The organism is Rugamonas sp. GW822-FHT03B10, assembly GCF_058801745.1.
On record NZ_JBXANP010000006.1, the window covers coordinates 216884 to 237629 of the forward strand.

14 protein-coding genes are annotated in these 20746 nt (G+C 67.2%); 2 read left to right on the forward strand and 12 right to left on the reverse strand.

Annotated features, from left to right (window positions below; translation table 11 throughout):
* Nucleotides 1–8: 8 nt before the first annotated feature.
* The 3 genes from AC1RQG_RS12505 to AC1RQG_RS12515 form a co-directional block, all read right to left on the reverse strand.
* Nucleotides 9–674 (reverse strand): TetR/AcrR family transcriptional regulator, encoded by a 666-nt coding sequence (locus AC1RQG_RS12505; protein ID WP_182218424.1) that lies wholly within the window; start codon nucleotides 672–674, stop codon nucleotides 9–11.
* Between the two features lie 52 nt (nucleotides 675–726).
* A complete protein-coding gene (locus AC1RQG_RS12510; RefSeq protein ID WP_493131739.1) occupies nucleotides 727–2004 on the reverse strand; it encodes a patatin-like phospholipase family protein in 1278 nt (425 codons plus the stop codon).
* Between the two features lie 204 nt (nucleotides 2005–2208).
* Nucleotides 2209–2982, reverse strand: a complete 774-nt coding sequence (locus AC1RQG_RS12515; RefSeq protein WP_493131740.1) for a phasin family protein — start codon at nucleotides 2980–2982, stop codon at nucleotides 2209–2211.
* Between the two features lie 196 nt (nucleotides 2983–3178).
* Between AC1RQG_RS12515 and AC1RQG_RS12520 the strand changes: the two genes are divergently transcribed.
* Entirely contained in the window at nucleotides 3179–5167 is a 1989-nt protein-coding gene (locus tag AC1RQG_RS12520) for an SDR family oxidoreductase (protein ID WP_493131742.1), read from the forward strand.
* A gap of 80 nt (nucleotides 5168–5247) precedes the next feature.
* Here the strand turns inward: AC1RQG_RS12520 and AC1RQG_RS12525 are convergent, their stop codons facing one another.
* The 5 genes from AC1RQG_RS12525 to AC1RQG_RS12545 form a co-directional block, all read right to left on the reverse strand.
* A complete protein-coding gene (locus AC1RQG_RS12525; protein ID WP_493131743.1) occupies nucleotides 5248–7764 on the reverse strand; it encodes a TonB-dependent receptor in 2517 nt (838 codons plus the stop codon).
* Nucleotides 7765–7846: 82 nt separating this feature from the next.
* Nucleotides 7847–9118 (reverse strand): alanine racemase, encoded by a 1272-nt coding sequence (locus tag AC1RQG_RS12530; RefSeq protein ID WP_493131745.1) that lies wholly within the window; start codon nucleotides 9116–9118, stop codon nucleotides 7847–7849.
* A gap of 1 nt (nucleotide 9119) precedes the next feature.
* Nucleotides 9120–10538, reverse strand: coding sequence for a D-arabinono-1,4-lactone oxidase (locus AC1RQG_RS12535; protein ID WP_493131747.1), 1419 nt, complete (start codon nucleotides 10536–10538; stop codon nucleotides 9120–9122).
* A complete protein-coding gene (locus AC1RQG_RS12540) occupies nucleotides 10535–10885 on the reverse strand; it encodes a c-type cytochrome (RefSeq protein WP_493131749.1) in 351 nt (116 codons plus the stop codon). The genes AC1RQG_RS12535 and AC1RQG_RS12540 overlap by 4 nt, the downstream gene beginning before the upstream one ends.
* A 127-nt stretch (nucleotides 10886–11012) precedes the next feature.
* Complete coding sequence (locus AC1RQG_RS12545) at nucleotides 11013–11759, reverse strand: TetR/AcrR family transcriptional regulator (protein ID WP_493131751.1); 747 nt, start codon at nucleotides 11757–11759, stop codon at nucleotides 11013–11015.
* Nucleotides 11760–11920: 161 nt separating this feature from the next.
* Here AC1RQG_RS12545 and AC1RQG_RS12550 point away from each other — a divergent pair, with 161 nt between their 5' ends.
* Nucleotides 11921–12499 carry a transglutaminase-like domain-containing protein gene (locus AC1RQG_RS12550; protein WP_493131753.1) on the forward strand — a complete coding sequence of 193 codons (579 nt, stop codon included), beginning with the start codon at nucleotides 11921–11923 and terminating at the stop codon, nucleotides 12497–12499.
* 70 nt (nucleotides 12500–12569) lie between these two features.
* Here AC1RQG_RS12550 and AC1RQG_RS12555 read toward each other — a convergent pair whose 3' ends face one another.
* The 4 genes from AC1RQG_RS12555 to AC1RQG_RS12570 form a co-directional block, all read right to left on the reverse strand.
* On the reverse strand, nucleotides 12570–16196 hold the full coding sequence (locus AC1RQG_RS12555) for an EAL domain-containing protein (RefSeq protein ID WP_493131755.1): 3627 nt from the start codon (nucleotides 16194–16196) through the stop codon (nucleotides 12570–12572).
* A 14-nt stretch (nucleotides 16197–16210) separates the two neighbouring features.
* Nucleotides 16211–17746 (reverse strand): PAS domain-containing sensor histidine kinase, encoded by a 1536-nt coding sequence (locus tag AC1RQG_RS12560; protein ID WP_493131757.1) that lies wholly within the window; start codon nucleotides 17744–17746, stop codon nucleotides 16211–16213.
* A 168-nt stretch (nucleotides 17747–17914) separates the two neighbouring features.
* Complete coding sequence (locus AC1RQG_RS12565; RefSeq protein WP_493131758.1) at nucleotides 17915–18856, reverse strand: esterase/lipase family protein; 942 nt, start codon at nucleotides 18854–18856, stop codon at nucleotides 17915–17917.
* Nucleotides 18857–19084: 228 nt separating this feature from the next.
* Entirely contained in the window at nucleotides 19085–20737 is a 1653-nt protein-coding gene (locus AC1RQG_RS12570) for a GMC family oxidoreductase (RefSeq protein WP_493131760.1), read from the reverse strand.
* Nucleotides 20738–20746: the final 9 nt, after the last annotated feature.

Below are 20746 nucleotides of genomic sequence, written 5' to 3' on the forward strand. Positions count from 1 at the left end.
TGGATTTTTTATTTCAACTTCTTCAAATATTCTTCAGACAATTTCTGGAACAGCACGCTGGTTTCACCGCGCAGGTAGGGGCCGATCTGCGACAGCACCTGGTAGCAGCCGCGCGCCAGCGCGTCCGCCATCGATTGCTGCTCCGTGTATTTGCGCGGGTTGCGCACATATTCGTACGACAGCCAATAGGTGGCCACCACCACCATATTGGTGGCCATGGCGTCGATGGCCACGTCGCTGGCCTCCATCGACTGCTCGGTGCGCAAGTCCTCGCACAGCTGCTTGGCGACCTTGATCTTGTGCGCCAGGATTTGCTTGAAATGCAGTTCCAGCTTGCGGTTGCGCGACAACAGGTCGTTCAGGTCGCGGTAAAAGAAGCGGTAACGCCAGATCAATTCGAACATCAGGTGCAAATACAGCCACACGTCCTCGATATTCGAGCGGCGGCCGTCGGGCACGGTCAGGATGCGTTCGATCTCCGCCTCGAATTGCGAGAAGATCGAATTGACGATGTCGTCCTTGTTGCGGAAGTGGTAGTACAGATTCCCTGGCGAGATATTCATCTCCTCGGCTATCACGGTGGTCGTGATATTCGGCTCGCCAAATTCGTTAAATAAGCGCAGGGATAATTCCAGAATGCGTTCTCGGGTGCGGCGGGGAGCTTTTTGTAGCATAGCAGGCGATCTCTCTTTATTCTCCTGCAAGCATAACACCGAAGCTGCCAGTTTAGAAACTGCCGTGCGTTGGATGGCCATGGACTACTTTTAAATACCGTTCGAGGTCATTGAGCACATTGTCCAGCCGCGTGGTGGCCTTGCGGGCCGGCTTCTGGCTCACCAGGGTCAGGCTGGTGTCGCTGAGCACGGACAACTTGAGGCGCATGCCGTGGCGCGCCAGCTTGGGCGCCAGCTGTTCGCGCTGTTCCCACAGCATCATGCGGGTGTTCTGATAGGCCTGCTCGCACATCCGGCGCCGGTTGTTGTAGCTGAAGATGTTGGTGAAGAACAACTCCGCGTCATCCTCGCTGGGCTGGAACAACACGATGTCGACCTCGGGATGGCTGATCTGGTAGCTGGCCAGCCCCGTTTCCAGCCGCGAATGCAGGATCGAGCGCAGCGTCTGCGACAGCACGTCGAGCAAGCCGCCGTTGGCCAGCTTGCGCGCGCCGGCCTGGAAGCGCGCGTTGTACGGCACGATGGGATTCACGCACAGCAACAGGTCGACGCCCTCCTCCAGCGCGATCGAGGCGTGCATGGTCTTGCGCAGGGCGCCGTCGACGAAATGGTGGCCATCGACCTCCACCGGCGGGAACAGGCCGGGCACGGCCGAGCTGGCTTGCACGGCCACCGAGATCGGCGTCTTGTCCCAGCCCGGCGTGCCGAAGCGCACGGCCTTGCCCGTGTCGAGGTCGGTGGCCACGATCACGAGCTTGCGGCGCAGTTTGCGGAAGTCGTTGCTGCGGCCGGCCTGGGAGAACGTGGCGGACAGGAAATCGCCGATGGCGTCGCCCGAGAAGAAGCCGGCCGGCAGCAATTCCTTCATGCGCTCGAACGACGCGGCCAGCGTGCCGCGCCGGCTCACGTAATGGAACAGCGCGTCGGCGAACAGGCCGGGCGCGGCGCTGACGCGCTTGCCGAATTCCTTCAGGGCCGGGCGCAGCAGCGTCTCCGGCTTGAACAGGATGGCGCCGTCCATCGCCTCCACATCGCTTTCGATGAACAGCCGGCACATCTGGTGCGGCGTGACGCCATTGGCCAGGCCGGCGGCGATGATGCCGCCCGCGCTCACGCCCACATAGATTTTCGCGTCGTTCAGGTCCAGCCCCTCGACCGCCTCCTCCAGCGCGGCCAGCGCGCCGATTTCATACACGGCGGCCAATGGCCCGCCGCCGGCCAGCGCCAGGCCGATACGGGGCTTGGACGGCGTCGCGCGGGACGCCCGGCGCGGCGCGGTGGCGCCAGCGCGGCGGGCGGACTTGCTGGGTGAAGCGGCAATCTTGGGCATGGCAGTACTACAGCTCTTCAGGTGTTACCGGCAATACGTGCTGGTGGCGTGTTTCCATGCCACAACAGTGAGGACGATACTGTACAAAAAAAAGGCCTGCGCGCCGCACAAGCCCAGATATTACTCACGCTGCGTTCCCCCCGGACCCGGCCCGTGCACAGGCCGGGGTGAGGACCGAGGGGAATCGGCGCCGCGATCGCTCGCTCAGGCTGCCGGCGTTTCCGTCGTGGCAGCGGCGTTGACGGCAACGGCCGGCTTCTTCGCCTCGGCCGCCGCTTTCACGGAAGCGACGGTCGGGAAGCTGATGGCGGCCTTGGCGGCGGGTTTGGCGGCTGGCTTGGCTTTCGCGGCCGGTTTGGCGGCGGCCTTGGCGGCAGGCTTGGCCGCAGCTTTGGCCGCTGGCTTCGCCGCGGCCTTGACGGCTGGCTTGGCGGCCGCTTTCGGTGCAGCTTTGGCAGCCGGCTTGGCGGCGGCTTTGGCGGCTGGCTTGGCGGCGGCTTTGGTGGTGGCTTTGGCGGCAGGCTTCTTGGCGGCGGCCGCTTTCGGCTCGGCCTTGGCGGCTGGCAGTTTCTTGCCAGTCAGCTGCTCAACGGCCTTGCTCAGTTGTTCCACGCGCTTGCTCAGCGTCTGCACGTCCTTGTGGGTGGGCACGCCGATCGAGCTCAGGGCGCGGGCCACGCGCTCTTCGAACACCTGCTCCAGCTTGTCCCACGAACCGGCCGCCTGCTTGCCCATGCCATCGGCCAGGCCGCTGACGGTGTCGCGCACGTCCGAGACTTTTTCCTCGGCCAGGCTGCGGGTGCGTTTCTGCAACTCGGTGCCTTCCTTGACCAGCTTGGCGAACACACGGCCACCTTCCTCCTGCGCCTTGGCGAACGCGCCCAGGCCGGCCTGCCAGATTTGCTGGGCCGAATTACGCACGGCGTTGGCCAGTTGTTTATCGTCGTCTTTTGCCAGAGTCTTCAGTTTCTTTACCATGGTGCGCTCCTGTTTGTTTTTCATTGATTCGGATTTACATAATTTCATTTTAGACAGCAAAACTAGAGACGTGATTCTAATGCGATAGAGCCGCCGTTCTAATGTGTCTCGCCCTTAAAACACGACACTTGCCAATCATAAGCGGGCCTGTAATGATGCAGCAGCGGATTACCAAAAACACAAAAGGAGAAGTCGAATGCAGTATTTTGTTACAGGGGCAACTGGATTCATCGGCAAACGGTTGGTAAAAAAACTGCTGGCACGCAAAGGCAGTGTCGTCTATTTCCTGATGCGGGAAAGCAGCCGCGACAAGCTGCCCGCTTTGCTCGAATACTGGGGCACGACCAAGACCCGTGTCATCCCAGTATATGGTGATCTGCGCAAACCGAAGCTGGGTGTTTCCAAGGATGAAATCAAGAACCTGACGAAAAAAATCGACCACTTCTATCATCTGGCGGCGATCTACGACATGGCGGCCGATCCCGAGGAGGAAATGGCCACCAACATCGGCGGCACCCGCAACACGGTCGAGTTCGCCAACGCGATCCAGGCCGGCACCTTCCACCACGTGAGCTCGATCGCCGCCGCCGGCATGTTCGAAGGCATCTTCCGCGAAGACATGTTCGACGAAGCCGAAGGCCTGGACCACCCCTACTTCGCCTCCAAGCATGAATCGGAAAAAATCGTGCGCCAGGAATGCAAGACCCCATGGCGCGTGTACCGCCCCGGCATGGTGGTGGGCGACTCCAAGACGGGCGAGATGGACAAGATCGACGGCCCCTACTACTTCTTCAAGCTGATCCAGCGCATCCGCCAGATGCTGCCGCCGTGGATGCCCACCATCGGCATCGAAGGCGGGCGCATCAACATCGTCCCCGTCGACTACGTGATCACCGCGATGGACCACATCTCCCACCTGCCCAAGCTCGACGGCCGCGCCTTCCACCTGACCGACCCCGACCCGATGCGCGTGGGCGAAGTGCTCAACACCCTGTGCCGCGCGGCCCACGCGCCCACCATGAGCCTGCGCATCAACGCCGCGCTGTTCGGCTTCATCCCCAAATCGATCCGCAAGGGCGTGTTTGCGCTAACGCCCGTGCGCCGCCTGCGCGAAGCCATCATGAAGGACCTGGGCTTGCCGGACGACCTGATGCGCTTTGTCAACTACCCTACCCGTTTCGACAACCGCGACGCGGCCGCCGCGCTCAAGGGCAGCGGCATCAAGTGCCCGCCGCTGGACAGCTACGCGGCCAAGATCTGGGACTACTGGGAACGCAACCTGGACCCGGCCCTGAAGATCGACCACACGCTGCGCGGCCAGGTGGCCGGCAAGGTGGTGCTGGTGACGGGCGGCTCGTCGGGCATCGGCCTGGCCGCCGCCCACAAGCTGGCCGAAGCGGGCGCCATCACCATCATCTGCGGCCGCGACCTCGACAAGCTGGCCGAGGCCAAGGCCGAGGTGGAGGCACGCGGCTATGCACTGATCACCTACCAGGCCGACGTGGCCGACATGGCCGACTGCGACCGCTTCGTGCAACTGCTGATCGAGAACCACGGCGGCGTGGACGTGCTGGTCAACAACGCCGGCCGCTCGATCCGGCGCGCCATCGAATCGAGCTACGACCGCTTCCACGACTTCGAGCGCACCATGCAGCTCAACTACTTCGGCTGCCTGCGCCTGACCATGGGCCTGCTGCCGACCATGATCGCCAACAAGCGCGGCCACATCATCAACATCTCGTCGATCGGCGTGCTGACCAACGCCCCGCGCTTCTCGGCCTACGTGGCCTCCAAGGCGGCGCTGGAAGCGTGGACCCGCTGCGCCTCGTCCGAGCTGTCGGACGTGGGCATCAAGTTCACCACCATCAACATGCCGCTGGTGCGCACGCCGATGATCGCGCCGACCAAGATCTACCAGAACGTGCCGACGCTGTCGCCGGAGGAAGCGGCCGACATGATCGGCCAGGCCATCGTCTACAAGCCGGTGCGCATCGCGACCCGGGTCGGCATCTTCGGCCAGGTGCTGCACGCGCTGATGCCGCGCGTGGCACAGATCGTGCTTAACACCACGTTCCGCATGTTCCCCGACTCCGACGCGGCCAAGGGCGCCGACGGCAAGAAGGCGCCGCAACTGTCGTCCGAGCAGATCGCCATGCAGCAGCTGCTGCGCGGCGTGCACTTCTAAGCCAACGCAAAAAACCGGGGTCAGGTCATGCCGTCACGCAAGATGCGTGATGGCATGACCTGACCCCGGTTTTTTTATTGCTACAGGCTGGCGCGCAGCTCGACGCCGATGCGGCGCGGTTCGGACACGGTCGCGAACGGCGTTCCCATGATGCCGGCCGAGGTGTTGTCGATCCGGTTCACATAGCGTTTGTCGAACACGTTGTTGACGAACAGCGCCACGCCCCAGTTGCCGCTATCGGCCTCCCAACCCAGCCGCAGGTCGCTATGCTGGCGCGCCGCACCCACCGTGAACGCGGGCGTGCGCAGGCAGGCGCCCTGCAGCGCGTCGGCGTTGCAGCGCGTGGCGCCCGTGTAGGCATGCTGCGCACTGACGTTGACCGTGCCACCCATCGCGTTGCGCCACGTGTAGTCGACGCCGGCGGCCGCCGACCACAAGGGCGCGCCCACCGGCTGGTCGCTCAGATCCACCCCATCCCCCGTAACAAAATGCTGGTACTTCTGGTTGATGTACTCGGACGAGAACGTGAGCCGCAGATCACGCGTGGCCTGCCAGCGCGCTTCCGCATCGAGGCCGGTGGCCACCTGGTTGCTGCTGCTGACCTGGTAGCTGGGGATGGCGGAACCCGTGTTGCCGATCAGGCTGAGCGACTGCAGGTTGGAGAATTTGTAGTGGAACACCGAAGCGTTGACCAGCAAATGCTGCTCGCGGAAATAGCTCTTCACGCCGGCCTCGTAATTGCGGATCGTCTCCGGCTCGTACTTGCCCGCCACGGCCAGCGCGTTGAAGCCGCCCGCCTGGTAGCCCTTGGTGACGGAGCCGTACACCATCACGGCCGGCGTCAGTTTGTAGTCGAGCACTAAGCGCGGGCTCACGTCGGTCCAGCCCTTGTGGGCGCTGACGGCCGACGTGGCCGCCGACGGGTTGTTGAACTCGATGTTCTGCGTCAGCGCGCCCATCACCTGCTGCAATTGATCGGGCGTCAGCGCGCCGGCCTGCACCAGGCCGGGGAAGAAGCCCTGCGCGTTCAGGGCCGCCAGCGTGGCATCCAGTCCCGGCGCATCGCGGTTCGGGCTGTACCACGAGAAGCGCTTGTCGTCGTGCGTCAGCCGCACGCCGGCCGTCAGGTTGGTCTTCGGCGCCACGTGCCAGATGGTGTCGGCGAACAGCGCGTAGGCCTTGGACTGGCCACGGTTGATCATGCTCTCCTGCCAGCCGTTGCCGAAGAATTTGGCCGGGATGCCGAACTGCTGCGCCGCGCCGTCCAGCATGGTGTAGACGGGCATACCGGCCAGGTTGCCGAACACGGTGTCGAGCGTGTCCGTGTTCATGCCGATCTGGCTGGTCTGGTGCGCGTTCTCGTAGAAGTAGCTGGCGCCGCCCACCCAGTCCACCAGCGCCGTCTTGCCGGACAGCTTGAACTCCTGCTGCCAGCTGCCGTTGCTCTCGTAGTTGATGGTGTCGAGGTGGGTGTTGATGCGGTTGGTGCCGTCGCTGTCCTCCAGGTTGCGCGAGGTGAAGTGGCGGTAGGCCGTGGTGGAATTGAAGGTACCCCAGCCCAACGGCCGCTCGATGCGCAAGGTCACGCCATCGAAATCGCGCGCCTCGGCGTTGCCGATCGCGTCGTTGTAGACGGGCGCCGTGCGCGGATCAAGATAGGCTTGCGGATTGACGGGCACAGTTGGCACGCCGGGTGCGGCCGGCAAAGCCACCAGACCGATGGCGGGACGCGCCTTCTGGTCCAGCTTCTCGTGTTCCCACGACAGCAGCACGCGGGTCTGCTGCGGCGCGTTCCAGCGCAGCGTGGCGCGCGCGCCCCAGTCGCTGTTGCCGTTCAGGTGCTCGCCCGTGGCGGCGTCGCGCAGCCAGCCCTTGCTGTACTGGTCCACCACCGTCATGCGCAGCGCCATCGTATCGTTGAGCGGCACGTTGAGCAGGCCGTCCATGTAGGCGAGGCCGTGGTTGCCGGCGCGCAGATGCACCTCGCCCGCGCGCTCCTGCGATGGCTCGCGCGTGATGACGGAGATGGCGCCGCCCGCGCTGTTGCGGCCGAACAGCGTGCCCTGCGGCCCTTTCAGCACCTCGACGCGCTGGGTGTCGTTGAAGTTCATCAGCGCGCCGCCCGTCTTGCCGGTGTAGACGCCGTCCACGTACACGCCCACCGGCGAATCGGTGCCGATGCCGAAGTCGCTGGTGCCGATGCCGCGCATCGCGTACTTGGGCTGGGTGGGCTGCTCCGCGTCCACGGCCAGGCCGGGGATGTAGCCGTTCATGGCCGACAGGTTGGGCGCGGCCAGCTTGCCGATCTGGTCGGCGCTGATCAGCTGCATGGCGATCGGCACCGCCTGCGCGGCCTGGCTGCGGCTTTGCGCGGTGATGGTGACGATGCCGATGGCGGCGTCCTCGCCCTGCCCGGCCGGCGTGGCCGGCTGCGCCTGGGCAGCCCCTGCGGCTTCGGCCGCCACGGCCGGGTCCAGCAAGGCGCCGGCCGCGAACGCGCCACCCAGCAGCGCGCGCCGGATAGCCAGCGCCAGCGGACGCGCGCGCGCGGCGGACGATGGGGAACGGGCCGCGGCCCAGGGGTCTCGATTCTGCATTTGCTAGTCTCCGTCGTTGTTGTCGTTGTTGTGGTCAAGATCGCCGCTCTCGATCCGGCGGCTGTTGCACACCCATCCCTCGCTACAATGCAGCGCTCAGCACAGGCCAGCGCGCGGCCACCTTATCGCCACGCAGCGCCAGCAGATCGCCAAACTGCAGCAGCACGGCCTCGCTCTGCTGCGGACGCAGGAACACAAAGTCATCCACCTCCAGCGGCACCTTGGCCGAGCCGTTCAAGCCCTGCTGGTTCGAGCTCACGTAGGCGAAATGCGGATGCAGTCCCGGCGGCGCCTCCGGCTCGGCCAGCCAGTTGCCGCTGTAGATGAAATAGGTCTGGGCCAGGTTCGGATTCCACCCTTCCAGCAAGGGCGCCGTCCATTCGAGCGTCGGCAGCCGGGTGTGCGCCAGCCGCTTGAGCACGGGCGTGGCGATGAAGGCGGACGGTTCGTATTCGGCCAGCGTCGGCAAGTCGTAGTGACTGGGCTTCATCAGGCAGGTGCCGGCCGAAATGTCGTTCAGCAGCGCGTCGCCCTCATACAGCCGGAAGGTCGGGCTGCCCGCCCCGTTCAGGCATAGCGGCCTGGCCGCCATGGCCGGCTGGCTGGCCTTGAGCAGATCGAGAAAGCCCTGGTAGCGCGCGCGCACCTTGGGGAATTCGCGCTCGGCCAGGAAACTTGGGATGCCCATCAGGTGCGCGTCGTAGCCCATGAAGCCGGCGAATTCCAGGTGCTGCGGATCGGCCGCGATGGTGGCCAGCGCCTGGGTCATCGCGTCGTGGTCATCGAAGCCGCCCCGGTGCAGGCCCACGTCGAGCTCGAAATTGATGCGCATCTTCACGCCAAGTTCACGCGCCAGTTGCTGGTACTGCGCCAGCCGCGCGTTGGTGTCGATCAGCCATTGCAGCTGGCGTTCGGGCTGGAACGCCCCTTGCAGGTCGGCGTAGAAGTGGCGCACGGCGTCGACCGGCATCGGTTTGCCGAGCAGGATGTCGGCGTCCGGCCGCAGGGCCGCCATGGCGTTCAGGAACGGACGGTGGAACACCATGAAGGCGTTGGTGCCGGCGGCCTTGGCCACGTAGTCGATCAGCGCCGGGCTGGGGAGCGATTTGACGACGATGCGGTAGGTCTTGGCCGGCGCCACGGCCGCCGACTGGCGCACGCGGGCGATGTTGCGGTCCAGCCGGTCCAGGTCGATCACCAGCACCGGACGGTCGATGCGCTGCGCGCGCAGCGTGCGGTTCATGGCGGCGAAATAGGCCGGATAGGGGCCGCCTTCATCGTGCGGCCTGGCGATGGCGGCGGCGGCGACGGCGGCGGCGCCACCGGCCACGAGAAAGGTGCGGCGTGTGACCATGTCAGGCTCCGAAGATGTGTTTGAGGTGGGGGTTCAGCATGCGGCCCTGCGGATCGAGGCTGCGCCGCACTTCGTGGAAATCCTTCCAGTGGCGCGGATAAAGCGCCGCCAGCCGCGCCGCGTCCAGCGTGTGGATCTTGCCCCAGTGCGGGCGGCCGCCGTACTTCCAGAAGATCGGCTCGATCTCGGCGAAATAGGCGCGATGGTCGGTGTCGCCGTACTGGTGCACGGAGATCGAGCACCCGTCGCGGCCTTCGAACATCGACAGCCAGATGTCGTCCGCCTTCACGTAGCGGTATTCGAGCGGGAACGCGATCGGCAGGCGCCGTTCGCGGATGGTGCGCAGTATCTCGCGCACGCAGGCCGGGCCGGCGTCGGCCGGCACCGTGTACTCCATCTCGCGGAAGCGCACCACGCGCACGTGCGGGAACACCTCGTACGACTGGCCCACGCGCACCTGCGAACCCTCGCCCGCCATGAAGGTGGTGAGCAGTTTGTCGTAGGCCGCCTCGCCCATGCCCGGCATCCAGCCCACGGCCTGCCACAGCGTGCGCAGCGACTTGACGGCTTGCGGATCGTCCTCGCCGGCGGGGGTGTCGCGCGGGCCCGCCTCGTCGGTGGCGATGGTCACGCACAGCGACGAATGGGGCAGCGGCATGAATTCGAAATTGCGGTGCATGGCGCAGCGCTTGCTGATCTCGGCCAGCACGTCCTCGGTGGTCTCGACGCGCGTCGTCTCCACCAGCCGGAACGGCGCCACGTTCTGCAACGTCATGCGCGAGATGATGCCGAGCGCGCCGACCGACGTGCGGGCCGCGTGGAACACGTCCGCGTGGCGCTCGGCCGAGCAGTCGATCAACTGGCCGGACGGCGTGGCCAGCGTCAGCCCCGTCACGCACGAGGACATGGAACCGAAGCGCTGGCCGGTGCCGTGCACGGAATTGACGATGGCGCCCCCCATGGCCGGGTAATCCATGTCCGGCATGTTCGGCACCGACTGGCCCACGCCGTGCAGCAGCGGCCCCAGCGCGTGCATGCGCGTGCCGGCCAGGATCTCCGCCCGCAATGTGGCCGGATCGTGCGACACCAGCCCGCTCAGCAGATCGGTGGCGACCAGCGTGCCGTCGGTCGGCACCACGGCGCTGAATGAATGGCTGGCGCCCACGGCGCGCACCACACCCCGGGCCCGGGCCAGCACGTCGACCAGCTCCGCCTCGCTGGCCGGCGCCGCCCGCCAGGCCGGCGTGCAGCTCTGGTTGCCGGACCAGTTCATCCACGGCATGGCGCGGCCGGGGACGAATGCCACGGGACTTTGCGGCACGGCCTCGCCGCGGCCGCAGCCGGCCAGCAATCCCGTCACGCCCGTCGTCGCGACCGCGCCCGCGCCGGCCGCCGCCCGCAGAAAAACACGGCGCTTCATTTCGCCGCTCCCTGCGCGCTGGCGCTGCCGGCCGTGGCGGGCGGCGCCAGCCTGGCCATGAAGCGGATCAGGGCGCGGAAGTCATCCTCGGTGCACGCGCTGCAATAGCCGAGCGGCGGCATGCCGCCCGTGCCCTGCACCGCGTTGACCAGCATGGCCGGCTCGCCCTTGGCGATGTAAGGCTTCCACGCCTGCGCGTCGCCGGCCTGCGGCGCGCCCACGCCGGCGCGCGCGTGGCATTGCAGGCAGTTGTTGGCCAGCAGCTGGGCTTGGCGCGCGCTCAGCGCCGCCGCGTCCGACCGGCCCGGCAGGCCGGCCAGCGCCGCCGCCATGCAGGCCAGCGCCATGATTGACTTTCGATTCCGCATCCGCGCTCCGGTCTTGAACAACATCAAAATTGGACAGTCGTCCAATATTCACATTGTTTAAAACCAGTGTCAACAAGACTGTTGTCAAAACAACTCAGGGGAAGAATCAGGCCGGGGTGCCGGGCGGCGTCACGGCGCGCGCCATCAGCAAGCCCAGCAGCAGGCGGAACAGCGGCAGTTTGATGTCGGCCACGGGGCTGACCACGCCGGTGGACACCTGGGTGAATTCAAGCTGGCGGATGGTGGCCAGCAGCACCGAGCTATCGGCCTCCGGCGCGCGGCTGCCCAGCTGGGCGAACACGCGGGCGGCCAGTTGCACCAGACCCTTGCTGTGCTGATCGACCTTCTGGCGCAAAGTGGGCGACAGGTTCCACGCGAACAGGAAACTGCACTCGACGGCCAGGTCGGTGCGGTGCTCGCGCACGCCGGCGTGGATGTAGGCGGCCAGCGTGCCGGACATGGTGTCGGCGATGGCCGTCAGCACGGGCGGCGTCAGCCTGGCGGGCAACTGTCCCATCTGCTGATCGACGGTGGCCACCAGCGCCGTGCGGCGCTGTTCCGTGTGGGCGTGGTAGGCGTCGAACGCCGCCTCCAGCAAATCCTCCAGCGTGCCGAAGTGGTAGCTGGTGAGCGACAAACGCACGTCCGCCCTGGCCGCGATGGCGCGGTGGCTCACGCCCGACAAGCCGTGGGCGGCGATGATCTCCAGCGTCGCGCGCAGAATCTGATCGCGCGTGCGCCCGCCCCGGTCCGAGCCGCTCCCCGCGCGCGTCGCGCGCGCACGCGCTGGCGCCGCAGACGCGGGCGCGGGCGCGGCTGGCTCGATAGCGGTGGCGGTGGCGGCTTTGGTCATGATCGTCGGTTCGGGCGCGGGGCGACAACAGAACAGTGAGGGAGGGGCCGCCAGTATAAATGCCAAGCCGGGGTCAGGTCCAACAATCCGACACCAGCCCATGTATCATTGTTGGACCTGAGCCCAACTGTTCCGCAGCTATTTTCCCGACGACCGATCGCATGCACAACTATCTCGCCGCCAGCACCTACATCGACTTCCACCATCCGGACGTGGCCGCCAAAGCCGCCGCGCTCGCCGCGGGCGCGGCCACGCCGCTGGAGGTGGCGCGGCGCTGCTTCGAGTTCGTGCGCGACGAGATCCGCCACAGCGTCGACTACAAGCTGAACCCCGTCACCTGCAAGGCGTCCGACGTGCTGCGGCACGGCACCGGCTATTGCTACGCCAAGAGTCACCTGCTGGCCGCGCTGCTGCGCGCCAACGGCATCCCGGCCGGGCTGTGCTACCAGCGCCTGAGCGTGGGCGCCGAGGGGGCGCCGTTTTGCCTGCACGGCTTGAACGCCGTCCACCTGCCCCAGTTCGGCTGGTACCGCATCGACGCGCGCGGCAACAAGCCCGGCGTGGCCGCCCGTTTCTCGCCGCCGACGGAGGCGCTGGCCTTCGCCGTGCACCCGCCCCTGGAGCGCGATCTGCCGGAGATCTGGGCCGAGCCGCTGCCCGTCGTCATCCACGCGCTGGAAGCCCATGCCACCTACGACCAGGTGCTGGCCAACCTGCCGGACGTCGTCCTGCTCGCCTGATTTCTCCCGTCCCCGCCCCGCCCTGGACCGCAGGCGCTCCCGGCGGGCAGGGCCGGATCCCGCCCACCGCTCAGCCGCTGAGCACGGCGCTGGGGCCGTGCAACTGGGCGTGCAGCCGGAAGCCTTCGCGGATGTTCTCGCGCAGCACGGCGCCCTTCCACGGCTTGGTGTAGAAGCGGTCGATGGCGCCGTGGTTGATGGCCGCCATGATCGGCGTCAGGTCCGCGTAGGCCGACAGCATGATGCGGAACGTGTCGGGCGCCAGGTTCTTGACCCGCTCCATGAACTCCGTTCCGCTCATCAGCGGCATGCACTGGTCGCACAGGATCACCTGCACCCGGTGCCGCGCCAGCACGTCGAAGCCCTCGGCCGCCGTCTGCGCCGTCAGGATGCGGTAGCCATCCTGGGCCAGGAAGTCGGTCAGCACGTCGAGCATGAACGCGTCGTCGTCGACGATGAGCAGGGTCTGCTGTTCGAGCACGGTCTCGTCGGCCGGCGTCTGCAGGGATTTTCCTTCGCTGAGCATTTGCACGAACTCCTCTTCCGGCAGCGGGCGGCTGAAATAGTAGCCCTGCATCTCATCGCAACCGTGGCGGCGCAGATAGGCCAGCTGCGCATCCTTCTCCACGCCCTCGGCGATCACTTCCAGCTTCATGCTGTGCGCCATGTTGATGATGGCCAGCACGATGGCCGCATCGTCGGGATTGCTCGTCACCTCGCGCACGAAGGCGATGTCGATCTTCAGCTTGTCGATCGGGAAGCGCTTCAGGTAGGCCAGGCTCGAATAGCCGGTGCCGAAGTCGTCGATCGAGATCTGGATCCCCAGCGCCTTCAGGTTCTGCAGCACGGTGATGGTGTCCTCCGCGTTCGACATCAGCGAACTCTCCGTCAGCTCCAGCTCGAGCAGCTCGGGCGCGATGTCGTGCTGCTTGATCACCTTCATCACCTCCTCCTCCAGCCCGCCCACGAAGAACTGGATGCCCGACACGTTGACCGACAGGTGCACGGGGCCGATGTTGCTGCGGCTCCACTCGGCGATCTTGCGGCAGGCCTCGTTGAGCACCCAGGTGCCGACCCGCACGATCAGCCCCGTCTCCTCGAGGATGGGGATGAACAGCGCCGGCGACACCATGCCGTGGCCGGGCCGGCGCCAGCGGATCAGCGCCTCGGCGCCGCTGATGCGGCCCGAGCCGATGTCGACCTTGGGCTGGAAGTACAGCACGAACTCGTCGTTCTCGATGGCCCGGCGCAGCGCGTTCTCCAGGTCCAGCCGCGCCAGCGACTGCGCGTTCATCTCGGCCGTGAAGAAGCGGAACGCGTCGCGCCCGGCCTCCTTGGCGCGGTACATGGCCGTGTCGGCGTACTGGATCAGGGTGTCGGCGTCGGTGCCGTCGTCGGGGAACACGGAGATGCCGATGCTGGCCGTGACGGTCACCTCGTGGCCCTTGAGGTCGAACGGGCGGCGCATCGCCTCGCGGATCTTGTCGACCACGGCGATGGCGTTCTGCGCGCCCTCGGGCAGCATCAGGATGGCCGCGAACTCGTCGCCGCCGAAGCGGCCGATGGTGTCGCGCACGCGCAGGCAGTCGACCAGCCGGTTCGAGAACTGGCGCAGCAATTCGTCGCCGATGGTGTGGCCCAGCGTGTCGTTGACGTTCTTGAAGCGGTCCACGTCCAGGAACAGCACGGCCAGCGCCCACTTGTGCTCCCCGGCCTGGTGCAGCGAATGGGTCAGCGACTCGTAGAACTGGCTGCGGTTGGGCAGGCCGGTGAGCGTGTCGAAGTGGGCCAGCTTGAGCAGGCGCTGCTCGGCCTCCTTGCGCTCGGTGATGTCGCGCGCCACCGCCACCAGGATCCAGCTCTGGCCCGAGCGCAGCGTGCGCCGCTGCACCTCGACCGACAGCGGCGAGCCGTCGTGGCGCGTCAGCTGCAGCTCGGTCATGGCGCCGCTCTGGTCGCCGGCCAGCAGCTTGTCGTACAGATCCTCCAGCCGGCTCAGCTCGCCCTCCGCCTTCTTGTCCGGCCCCACCTCGAGGAAATCCTCGCGCTTGTAGCCGAGCATGCGGCAGGCCGTCACGTTCACGTCCACGAAGCACATGCCGGCCCGGTCCACCAGGAAGATGGCGTCGGCCGTCGCGTCCATGGCCAGCCGGAAGCGGCGCAGGTCCTCGTCGAGCCGGATGCGCGCGTTCATGTCCGAGGTCAGCTGGGCGTGGTGGCGCTTGATCTGCTCGTACAGCAGCAGGTTCTCGTAGGCCACGGCGATCTGGGCCGCCACCGTGGCCGCCACCCGCTCGTCGACCTCGGAGAACTCGTCGGCGCCCAGCTTGTCGACCAGGTACAGCCAGCCATGGGTGCGCTCGCGCGAGGCGATCGGCACGCCGAGGAAGGAATGGACGGGCGGATGGCCGGCCGGCAAGCCGATGCGGGCCGGATCGCCGTCGACATTGTGGATGCGCACCGGCAGCCGCTGTTCGAGCAGCCCGCGCAGCACGCCCGCGCGCGGCGCGCCCGTCACCACCCGCACCTGCTGGCCGGTGCCGCAGGCGGCGAAATAACTGAGCTCGGCGGCGCCATTGTCGAGCACGCCGATGCAGGCGTACTTGGACACGCAGATGTTCTGCGCCACGCGGCAGCCGATCTCGACCAGCGCCTGCGGGTCGCGCTCGGCGCCCAGCTCGATGCCGAGCTCGATCAGGGCCGTCAGGCGCAGGCTGACGGCCTGCAGGCTCGAGAGCGAACTCGACAGCCGCGCCGTCATCAGCGACAGGTGCTCGGGCGCCTGCTGCTCGCCGTCGCCGTGGTTGGCCAGCTCGGTGATCTGCTGGCTGCTGGCCTCGAGCACGTCGAGGTACTCGGCCACCTTGTGGTCGATGCCGTGGAAGCGGCCCTCGGACGGCGGCTCGGGCGCGAACGCCGGCATGGTCTCGACCTCCTGCGCCATGCCCAGCGCCTCGTGCACGGTGCGCAGGATCACGTCCGGGTCGGACGGCTTGGGCAGCACCCAGCGCACGCCGCACGACTGGGCCACGGCCATCGCCTCGCGCTCGCGGTAGGTGGCCGTGTAGAAGATGATGGGCACGTCGGCCGTGGCCGGGTCGCTGTGCATGCGGGTGACGAACTCGTAGCCATCCATGTTGGGCATCAGGATGTCGGAGATCACCAGGTCGGGATGCTCGGCGTGCACCATCTTCAAGCCCTCGGCGCCATTGGACGCCTCCAGCAGCCGGTGGCCGCCGTAGCCGAGCAGCGTCATCAGGAATTCCCGGTTCAACACGTGGTCATCCACGATCAGGATGGTGGCGACATCGCTTTTACCGGGGGCCGACGCCCCCGGCAAAAAAGACTCGATCTGGCTCACGAAGGTGTCCGGCTCGATCGGCTTGCCGATGTAGCCGTCGAAGCCGGCCGCCAGCAGTTTCTCGCGGTCGCCCACCATGGCCAGCGCCGTCACGGCCAGCGCCGGGATCGCGCGCAGCGCCGGATCGCCCTTGAGCGCGGCCACCACGCCGTAGCCGTCCAGCTTGGGCAGGTGCACGTCGCAGATGATCAGGTCCGGCGCCTCCTGGCGGGCCGTGGCCACGCCGGCCTCGCCATCGCCGGCCGTGAGCGGGGTGTAGCCGAAGGCGCGCAGCAGGTACACCATCAGCTCCATGTTGGTGGGATTGTCTTCAATGATAAGGATGCGTGCCGACACGTTAGCGCTCCAGGTTAATCCGCTTGCCGGGCGGGACAGCCGCGTCCCGCCTCATCGTCGCACCGCTCGCGGTCGAGCGGCAACACCAGCGTGAACGTCGTGCCCACGCCGTACTGACTGTCAAATTCGATCTGCCCGCGCAGCAGGCCGGCCAGCTTCTGGCTCAGGTGCAGGCCCAGGCCCGTGCCCTCGTGCGGCCGGGTGGCGCTCGCGTCGAGCTGGGCGAAGGCCTGGAACAGCCGGCCCTGCTGCTCGGGCGCGATGCCGGGCCCCGTGTCGCGCACGCTGATCGCGGCCCAGGCCTCGTCGGCGCGCCGCACCACGTCCAGCCCCACCCGCACCTCGCCCTGCACCGTGAACTTGATGGCGTTGTTGATCAGGTTCATCAGGATCTGCTGCAGCGCGCGCCGGTCCGTCATCAGGCCCACGTCCTGCAACGCGCAGTCGAAGGTCAGCGCCAGCCCCTTCTGCTGGGCCGGCTGACGGAACAGTTGCAGCACCTCCTCGATCAGCGGCCGGCATTGCAGGGGCAGGAAATTGAGCTCCACCTTGCCCGACTCGATCTTGGTCAGGTCCAGCAGGTCGTTGATCAGCGACAGCAGGTGGCGCGCGCTGCCCTGGATGGTGCGCAACTGCCGCTCCTGCTCGGCGTTGACGGGGCCGGGCAACTTCATCAGCATAGTACCCGTAAATCCGATGATCGCGTTGAGCGGGGTGCGCAATTCATGCGACATGCCGGCCAAAAAACGGTCCTTGGCCGCGTTGGCGTTGGCCAGTTCGATGTTCTTCTCGTGCAGCGCGTGCTCGATGTGGCGGCGCTCGCTGCTGTCGCGGATCGCGCTCATGATCAGCATGCCCTCCTCCGTCTCGATCGGACTGAGGCTGATCTCGACCGGGAATTCCTCGCCGTCCTTGCGCAGGCCGTACAGGTCGCGCCCCGAGCCCATCGGCCGCACCTGGGGCTCGACGAAGTAGTCGCTGCGGTAGCCGACGTGCGCGGCACGGAAGCGGGCCGGCATCAACGCCTCCAGCAGGGTGCCGCGCAACTCGCCGCGCCCGTAGCCGAACAGGTTCTCGGCCTGGCGGTTGGCCAGCACCACGCGGCCGCTGGCGTTGGCCATGATGATGGCGTCCGGCATCGATTCGAGCAGGCCGCCGAAACGGGCCTCGACCAGCTTGGCGTCGCGCTGGATCTTGAGGTGGGTGACGTCCTTCTTGGTCCACAGGACGTAGCGCACGGCGCCGTCGTCGCCGCGGATGGCCTTGCTGGAACTGTCGATGTAGACCAGCGTGCCGTTCTTGGCCCGGCGCACCGTCTCGTAGGTGGCGGTGCCGACCGCCAGGGTCTGGCGCAGGATGGCCGCGTCCTCGCCGCCGCGCCCGGACGGCTCTATCAGCTCGTGCAACACCTGGCCGAGCGCCTCGCGCTCGCTGTAGCCGAAAATGGCCTGCGCGCCCGGCGTCCAGCACAATACCTCGCCCGCGGGCGTGGTCAGGATGACCGCGTCCGGCGTTTCGTTCAGGATCAAGGTACCGAAGTCTATTGCCATCGTCGCGCCTTGGAGGGGGTCAATTCGCGGCCTGCGACGGGCGTGCCGCGCTGCTTAGGAATAACCATACAGCAACGCACAAGCGAAAATCTCACAGAAAATCACGCGCCCGCCGTAAAGCCCGGCCAGTCACATCAACTGTGACTTTGCCTACGCGCCAACAACAGTCTATCGAAGCTGGCCGGGACTGTCCACGCGCCGCGCGGCAACCGGAACGGCGGCGATTTCAGCCAGCACGTGGCGCACGATGACGGGATGGCGGCCCAGCGCCACATGGCCGATGGCGCCCACCGCCACGTGGCGGGCGCCGTCCAGCAGGCTGGAGTCCTGCGGCGCAACAATGTTGTCGTGATGAGAATAAATGGAAGTAATCAGGCCACGTTGCGAATTTGCGTCAGCCGCGTCCAGCACGCGCAGCCACGCGCTGCCGCGCCGCATCTGCGCCGCGTTGCGGCCCAGGCCCCAGCTGGCCAGCGCCGTGCCGTGGTGGGGCGTGCCCAGCGTGATCACGCGCGCCACCCGCGCGTCGCCATGGCGGCGCAGATAGGCGCGCGCCACCAGCCCGCCCATGCTGTGGGCCACGATCACCACGCGCTGCGCCCCGGCCGCCGCGCACAATTGCTCGATGGCGGCCTGCACCTGCGCCACGTAGTGGTCGATGTCGGCCCCCAGCGGCTCCAGGTCCGGCGCCAGATGGCTGATGCCGGACCGGCGCAACTGGGTGCTCAGCTGGGTCCAGTAGCCGCTGTTGCAGGCGTAGCCATGCAGCAGCAGCACGGGCGGCTGGGCCCCGCCGGCGGCCACATGGGGCGCCGTACTATGCAGCATATGGATAGAAGAAGCGGCCAGGGATGCATGGAATTCATACAGCACGAGACGCAGCCAGGCCAGCGGCGACAGCCGGAACGCCGGCGGCACGGAACTGCCGGCGCGCCAGCTCAGGTAGAAGTTATGGAGCGAGATCAGCAGCCGCAGCGCCAGCACGGCGCCCACGCCGACGGCCAGCGCCGGCCCCGGGCCCAGCCCCCACGCGCGCCGCGCGGCCAGCGCCACGCCCAGCGCGGCGGCGGCCTGCACCAGCAACAACACGATCAGGATACGTTTCAGCATGCCATCGTCCTCATGAACGGCCGGGGTGGTAGAGCAACATCAGCAGCGGAGCGCAGCAGAGGGTCTGACCCTTGGGTCTGACCCTGGTTTCATTCTCCGCCATTCCGCGCAGCCAGGAAAACCAGGGTCTGACCCCACGGGGTCAGACCCTATGCATAGGGCGGCGCGCCGTTCGCTCACGTGACCCCACGGGGTCAGACCCTATGCATAGGGCGGCGCGCCGTTCGCTCACGCGCTGGCGCGCGGCGCCGGCTTGCCCGTCAGCTGCTGCGCCAGCGCGCTGGCCAGCCGCGCCGTGATGCCGTAGATCGACAACTGCGGATTGGCGCCGATCGAGGTCGGGAACAGCGAGCCGTCGTGCACCGACAGGTTGCTCACGCCATGGTAGCGGCCATCGGCCCCCACCACGCCCAGCCGCTCGTCGTCCGACAGCGTGCAGCCGCCCATCACGTGGGCCGACACCACCTTGGCCTGCAACACCTTGTACGGCAGGTTGTTGATGGCCTGCTTGGCCGCGTCCCAGCTGGTGTAGCTGCCGGCCAGCTCGTGCACGGGCGCGACGCGCTTGGCCCCGGCCGCGAACTGGACCTCGGCCATGGTGAGCAGCGAGCGGCGCACGCCGTCCCACAGGAAATCGGTGATCGGATAATCGAGCACGGGCGAGCCATCGCTGTTGAGCATGACGGCGCCGCCCACCGATTCGGGATGGAAACCGTCGCGCAGCAGCGCCAGCATGCCTTGCAGGTGCGGGAACTGGCGCATCATGTCGGCGTGGCGCGCGCCGAAGCCGGGCATGGTGGACGACAGCAGCACCGGATGCAGCGGCGGCGCCTCCAGCTTGTAGCCGACCGGACCGTCGATGGGGCCCGTGTGCAGGAAGTGGTCCGAATACACGGACTGCGGCGCGCCCGCGTAGCCGTCGACGCGCTGCTCGAACAGGCCGGCCGAGATGATGGTCGGGTGCAGGAAGGTGCGTTTGCCCAGCAGGCCGTGCGGATCGGGCGCGGCCGAGCGCATCAGCAGGGCCGGAGAATTGATGGCGCCGCCGGCCAGCACGAAGTGCTTGGCGCGCAGCGTCAGTTTGCGGCCGGTGGGCGCCAGGCCCGCCGCGTCCAGCGCCACGCAGTCGAGCTGCTCGACGCGCCCGCCCTTGAACTGGAAGCGCTCGGCGCGCACGCGCGTGAGCAGCACGGCGCCGCGCTTGAGCGCCGACGGCAGGGTCGTCACCAGCATCGACTGCTTGGCGTTGGTGGGGCAGCCCATGCCGCAGTAGCCGAGGTTCCAGCAACCGTTGACGTTGCGGTGGATGGTGGCCGTGGGGATGCCCAGCTTGGCCGCGCCCTGGCGCAGCAGGTCGTTGTTGGCGTTGGGCGCCGTGCCCCATTCGTGGATGCTGAGCCGCTCCTCCATCATGGCGAACCACGGCGCCAGCGCCTCGGGCGTGTAGCTCTTGAGGCCGAAATGCTCGGTCCAGTAATTGAGCGTGCCGGGCGGGGTGCGGAAGCTGGTGGTCCAGTTGACGACCGTGGTGCCGCCCACCGTGCGCCCCTGCAGGATGTTGATGCCCTTGTCGCGCGTCTTGCGCGCGCCCGACTCCTGGTACAGCGCCGGATAGGCGTCCGACTCGCGCATCTTGAAGTCGCGCGACGACTTGAGCGCGCCCTCCTCCACGATCAGCACCTTGAGGCCGGCCAGCGTGAGGATCTCGGCCGTGACACCGCCGCCGGCGCCGCTGCCGACGATGACCACGTCGGCCTCCAGCGTGCGGTCGGCGTCGAGCTGGGCGCAATCGGTGACGTCCCAGCCGGCGGCCAGGCCGGCCTGGATGGGATCGGGAATCGGGCCCGTGGCGGGCGTCAGGGGGATGTTCGTTTTGATCATTGCGACTTC

Excerpts from the sequence above, each read along its gene's own strand:
- AC1RQG_RS12510 (WP_493131739.1), bottom strand. The coding sequence starts at position 2,004 with ATGCCCAAGATTGCCGCTTCACCCAGCAAGTCCGCCCGCCGCGCTGGC.
- AC1RQG_RS12540 (WP_493131749.1), bottom strand. The coding sequence starts at position 10,885 with ATGGCGCTGGCCTGCATGGCGGCGGCGCTGGCCGGCCTGCCGGGCCGG.
- AC1RQG_RS12530 (WP_493131745.1), bottom strand. The coding sequence starts at position 9,118 with ATGGTCACACGCCGCACCTTTCTCGTGGCCGGTGGCGCCGCCGCCGTC.
- AC1RQG_RS12550 (WP_493131753.1), top strand. The coding sequence starts at position 11,921 with ATGCACAACTATCTCGCCGCCAGCACCTACATCGACTTCCACCATCCG.
- AC1RQG_RS12520 (WP_493131742.1), top strand. The coding sequence starts at position 3,179 with ATGCAGTATTTTGTTACAGGGGCAACTGGATTCATCGGCAAACGGTTG.
- AC1RQG_RS12545 (WP_493131751.1), bottom strand. The coding sequence starts at position 11,759 with ATGACCAAAGCCGCCACCGCCACCGCTATCGAGCCAGCCGCGCCCGCG.
- AC1RQG_RS12505 (WP_182218424.1), bottom strand. The coding sequence starts at position 674 with ATGCTACAAAAAGCTCCCCGCCGCACCCGAGAACGCATTCTGGAATTA.
- AC1RQG_RS12535 (WP_493131747.1), bottom strand. The coding sequence starts at position 10,538 with ATGAAGCGCCGTGTTTTTCTGCGGGCGGCGGCCGGCGCGGGCGCGGTC.
- AC1RQG_RS12570 (WP_493131760.1), bottom strand. The coding sequence starts at position 20,737 with ATGATCAAAACGAACATCCCCCTGACGCCCGCCACGGGCCCGATTCCC.
- AC1RQG_RS12565 (WP_493131758.1), bottom strand. The coding sequence starts at position 18,856 with ATGCTGAAACGTATCCTGATCGTGTTGTTGCTGGTGCAGGCCGCCGCC.
- AC1RQG_RS12560 (WP_493131757.1), bottom strand. The coding sequence starts at position 17,746 with ATGGCAATAGACTTCGGTACCTTGATCCTGAACGAAACGCCGGACGCG.
- AC1RQG_RS12525 (WP_493131743.1), bottom strand. The coding sequence starts at position 7,764 with ATGCAGAATCGAGACCCCTGGGCCGCGGCCCGTTCCCCATCGTCCGCC.
- AC1RQG_RS12515 (WP_493131740.1), bottom strand. The coding sequence starts at position 2,982 with ATGGTAAAGAAACTGAAGACTCTGGCAAAAGACGACGATAAACAACTG.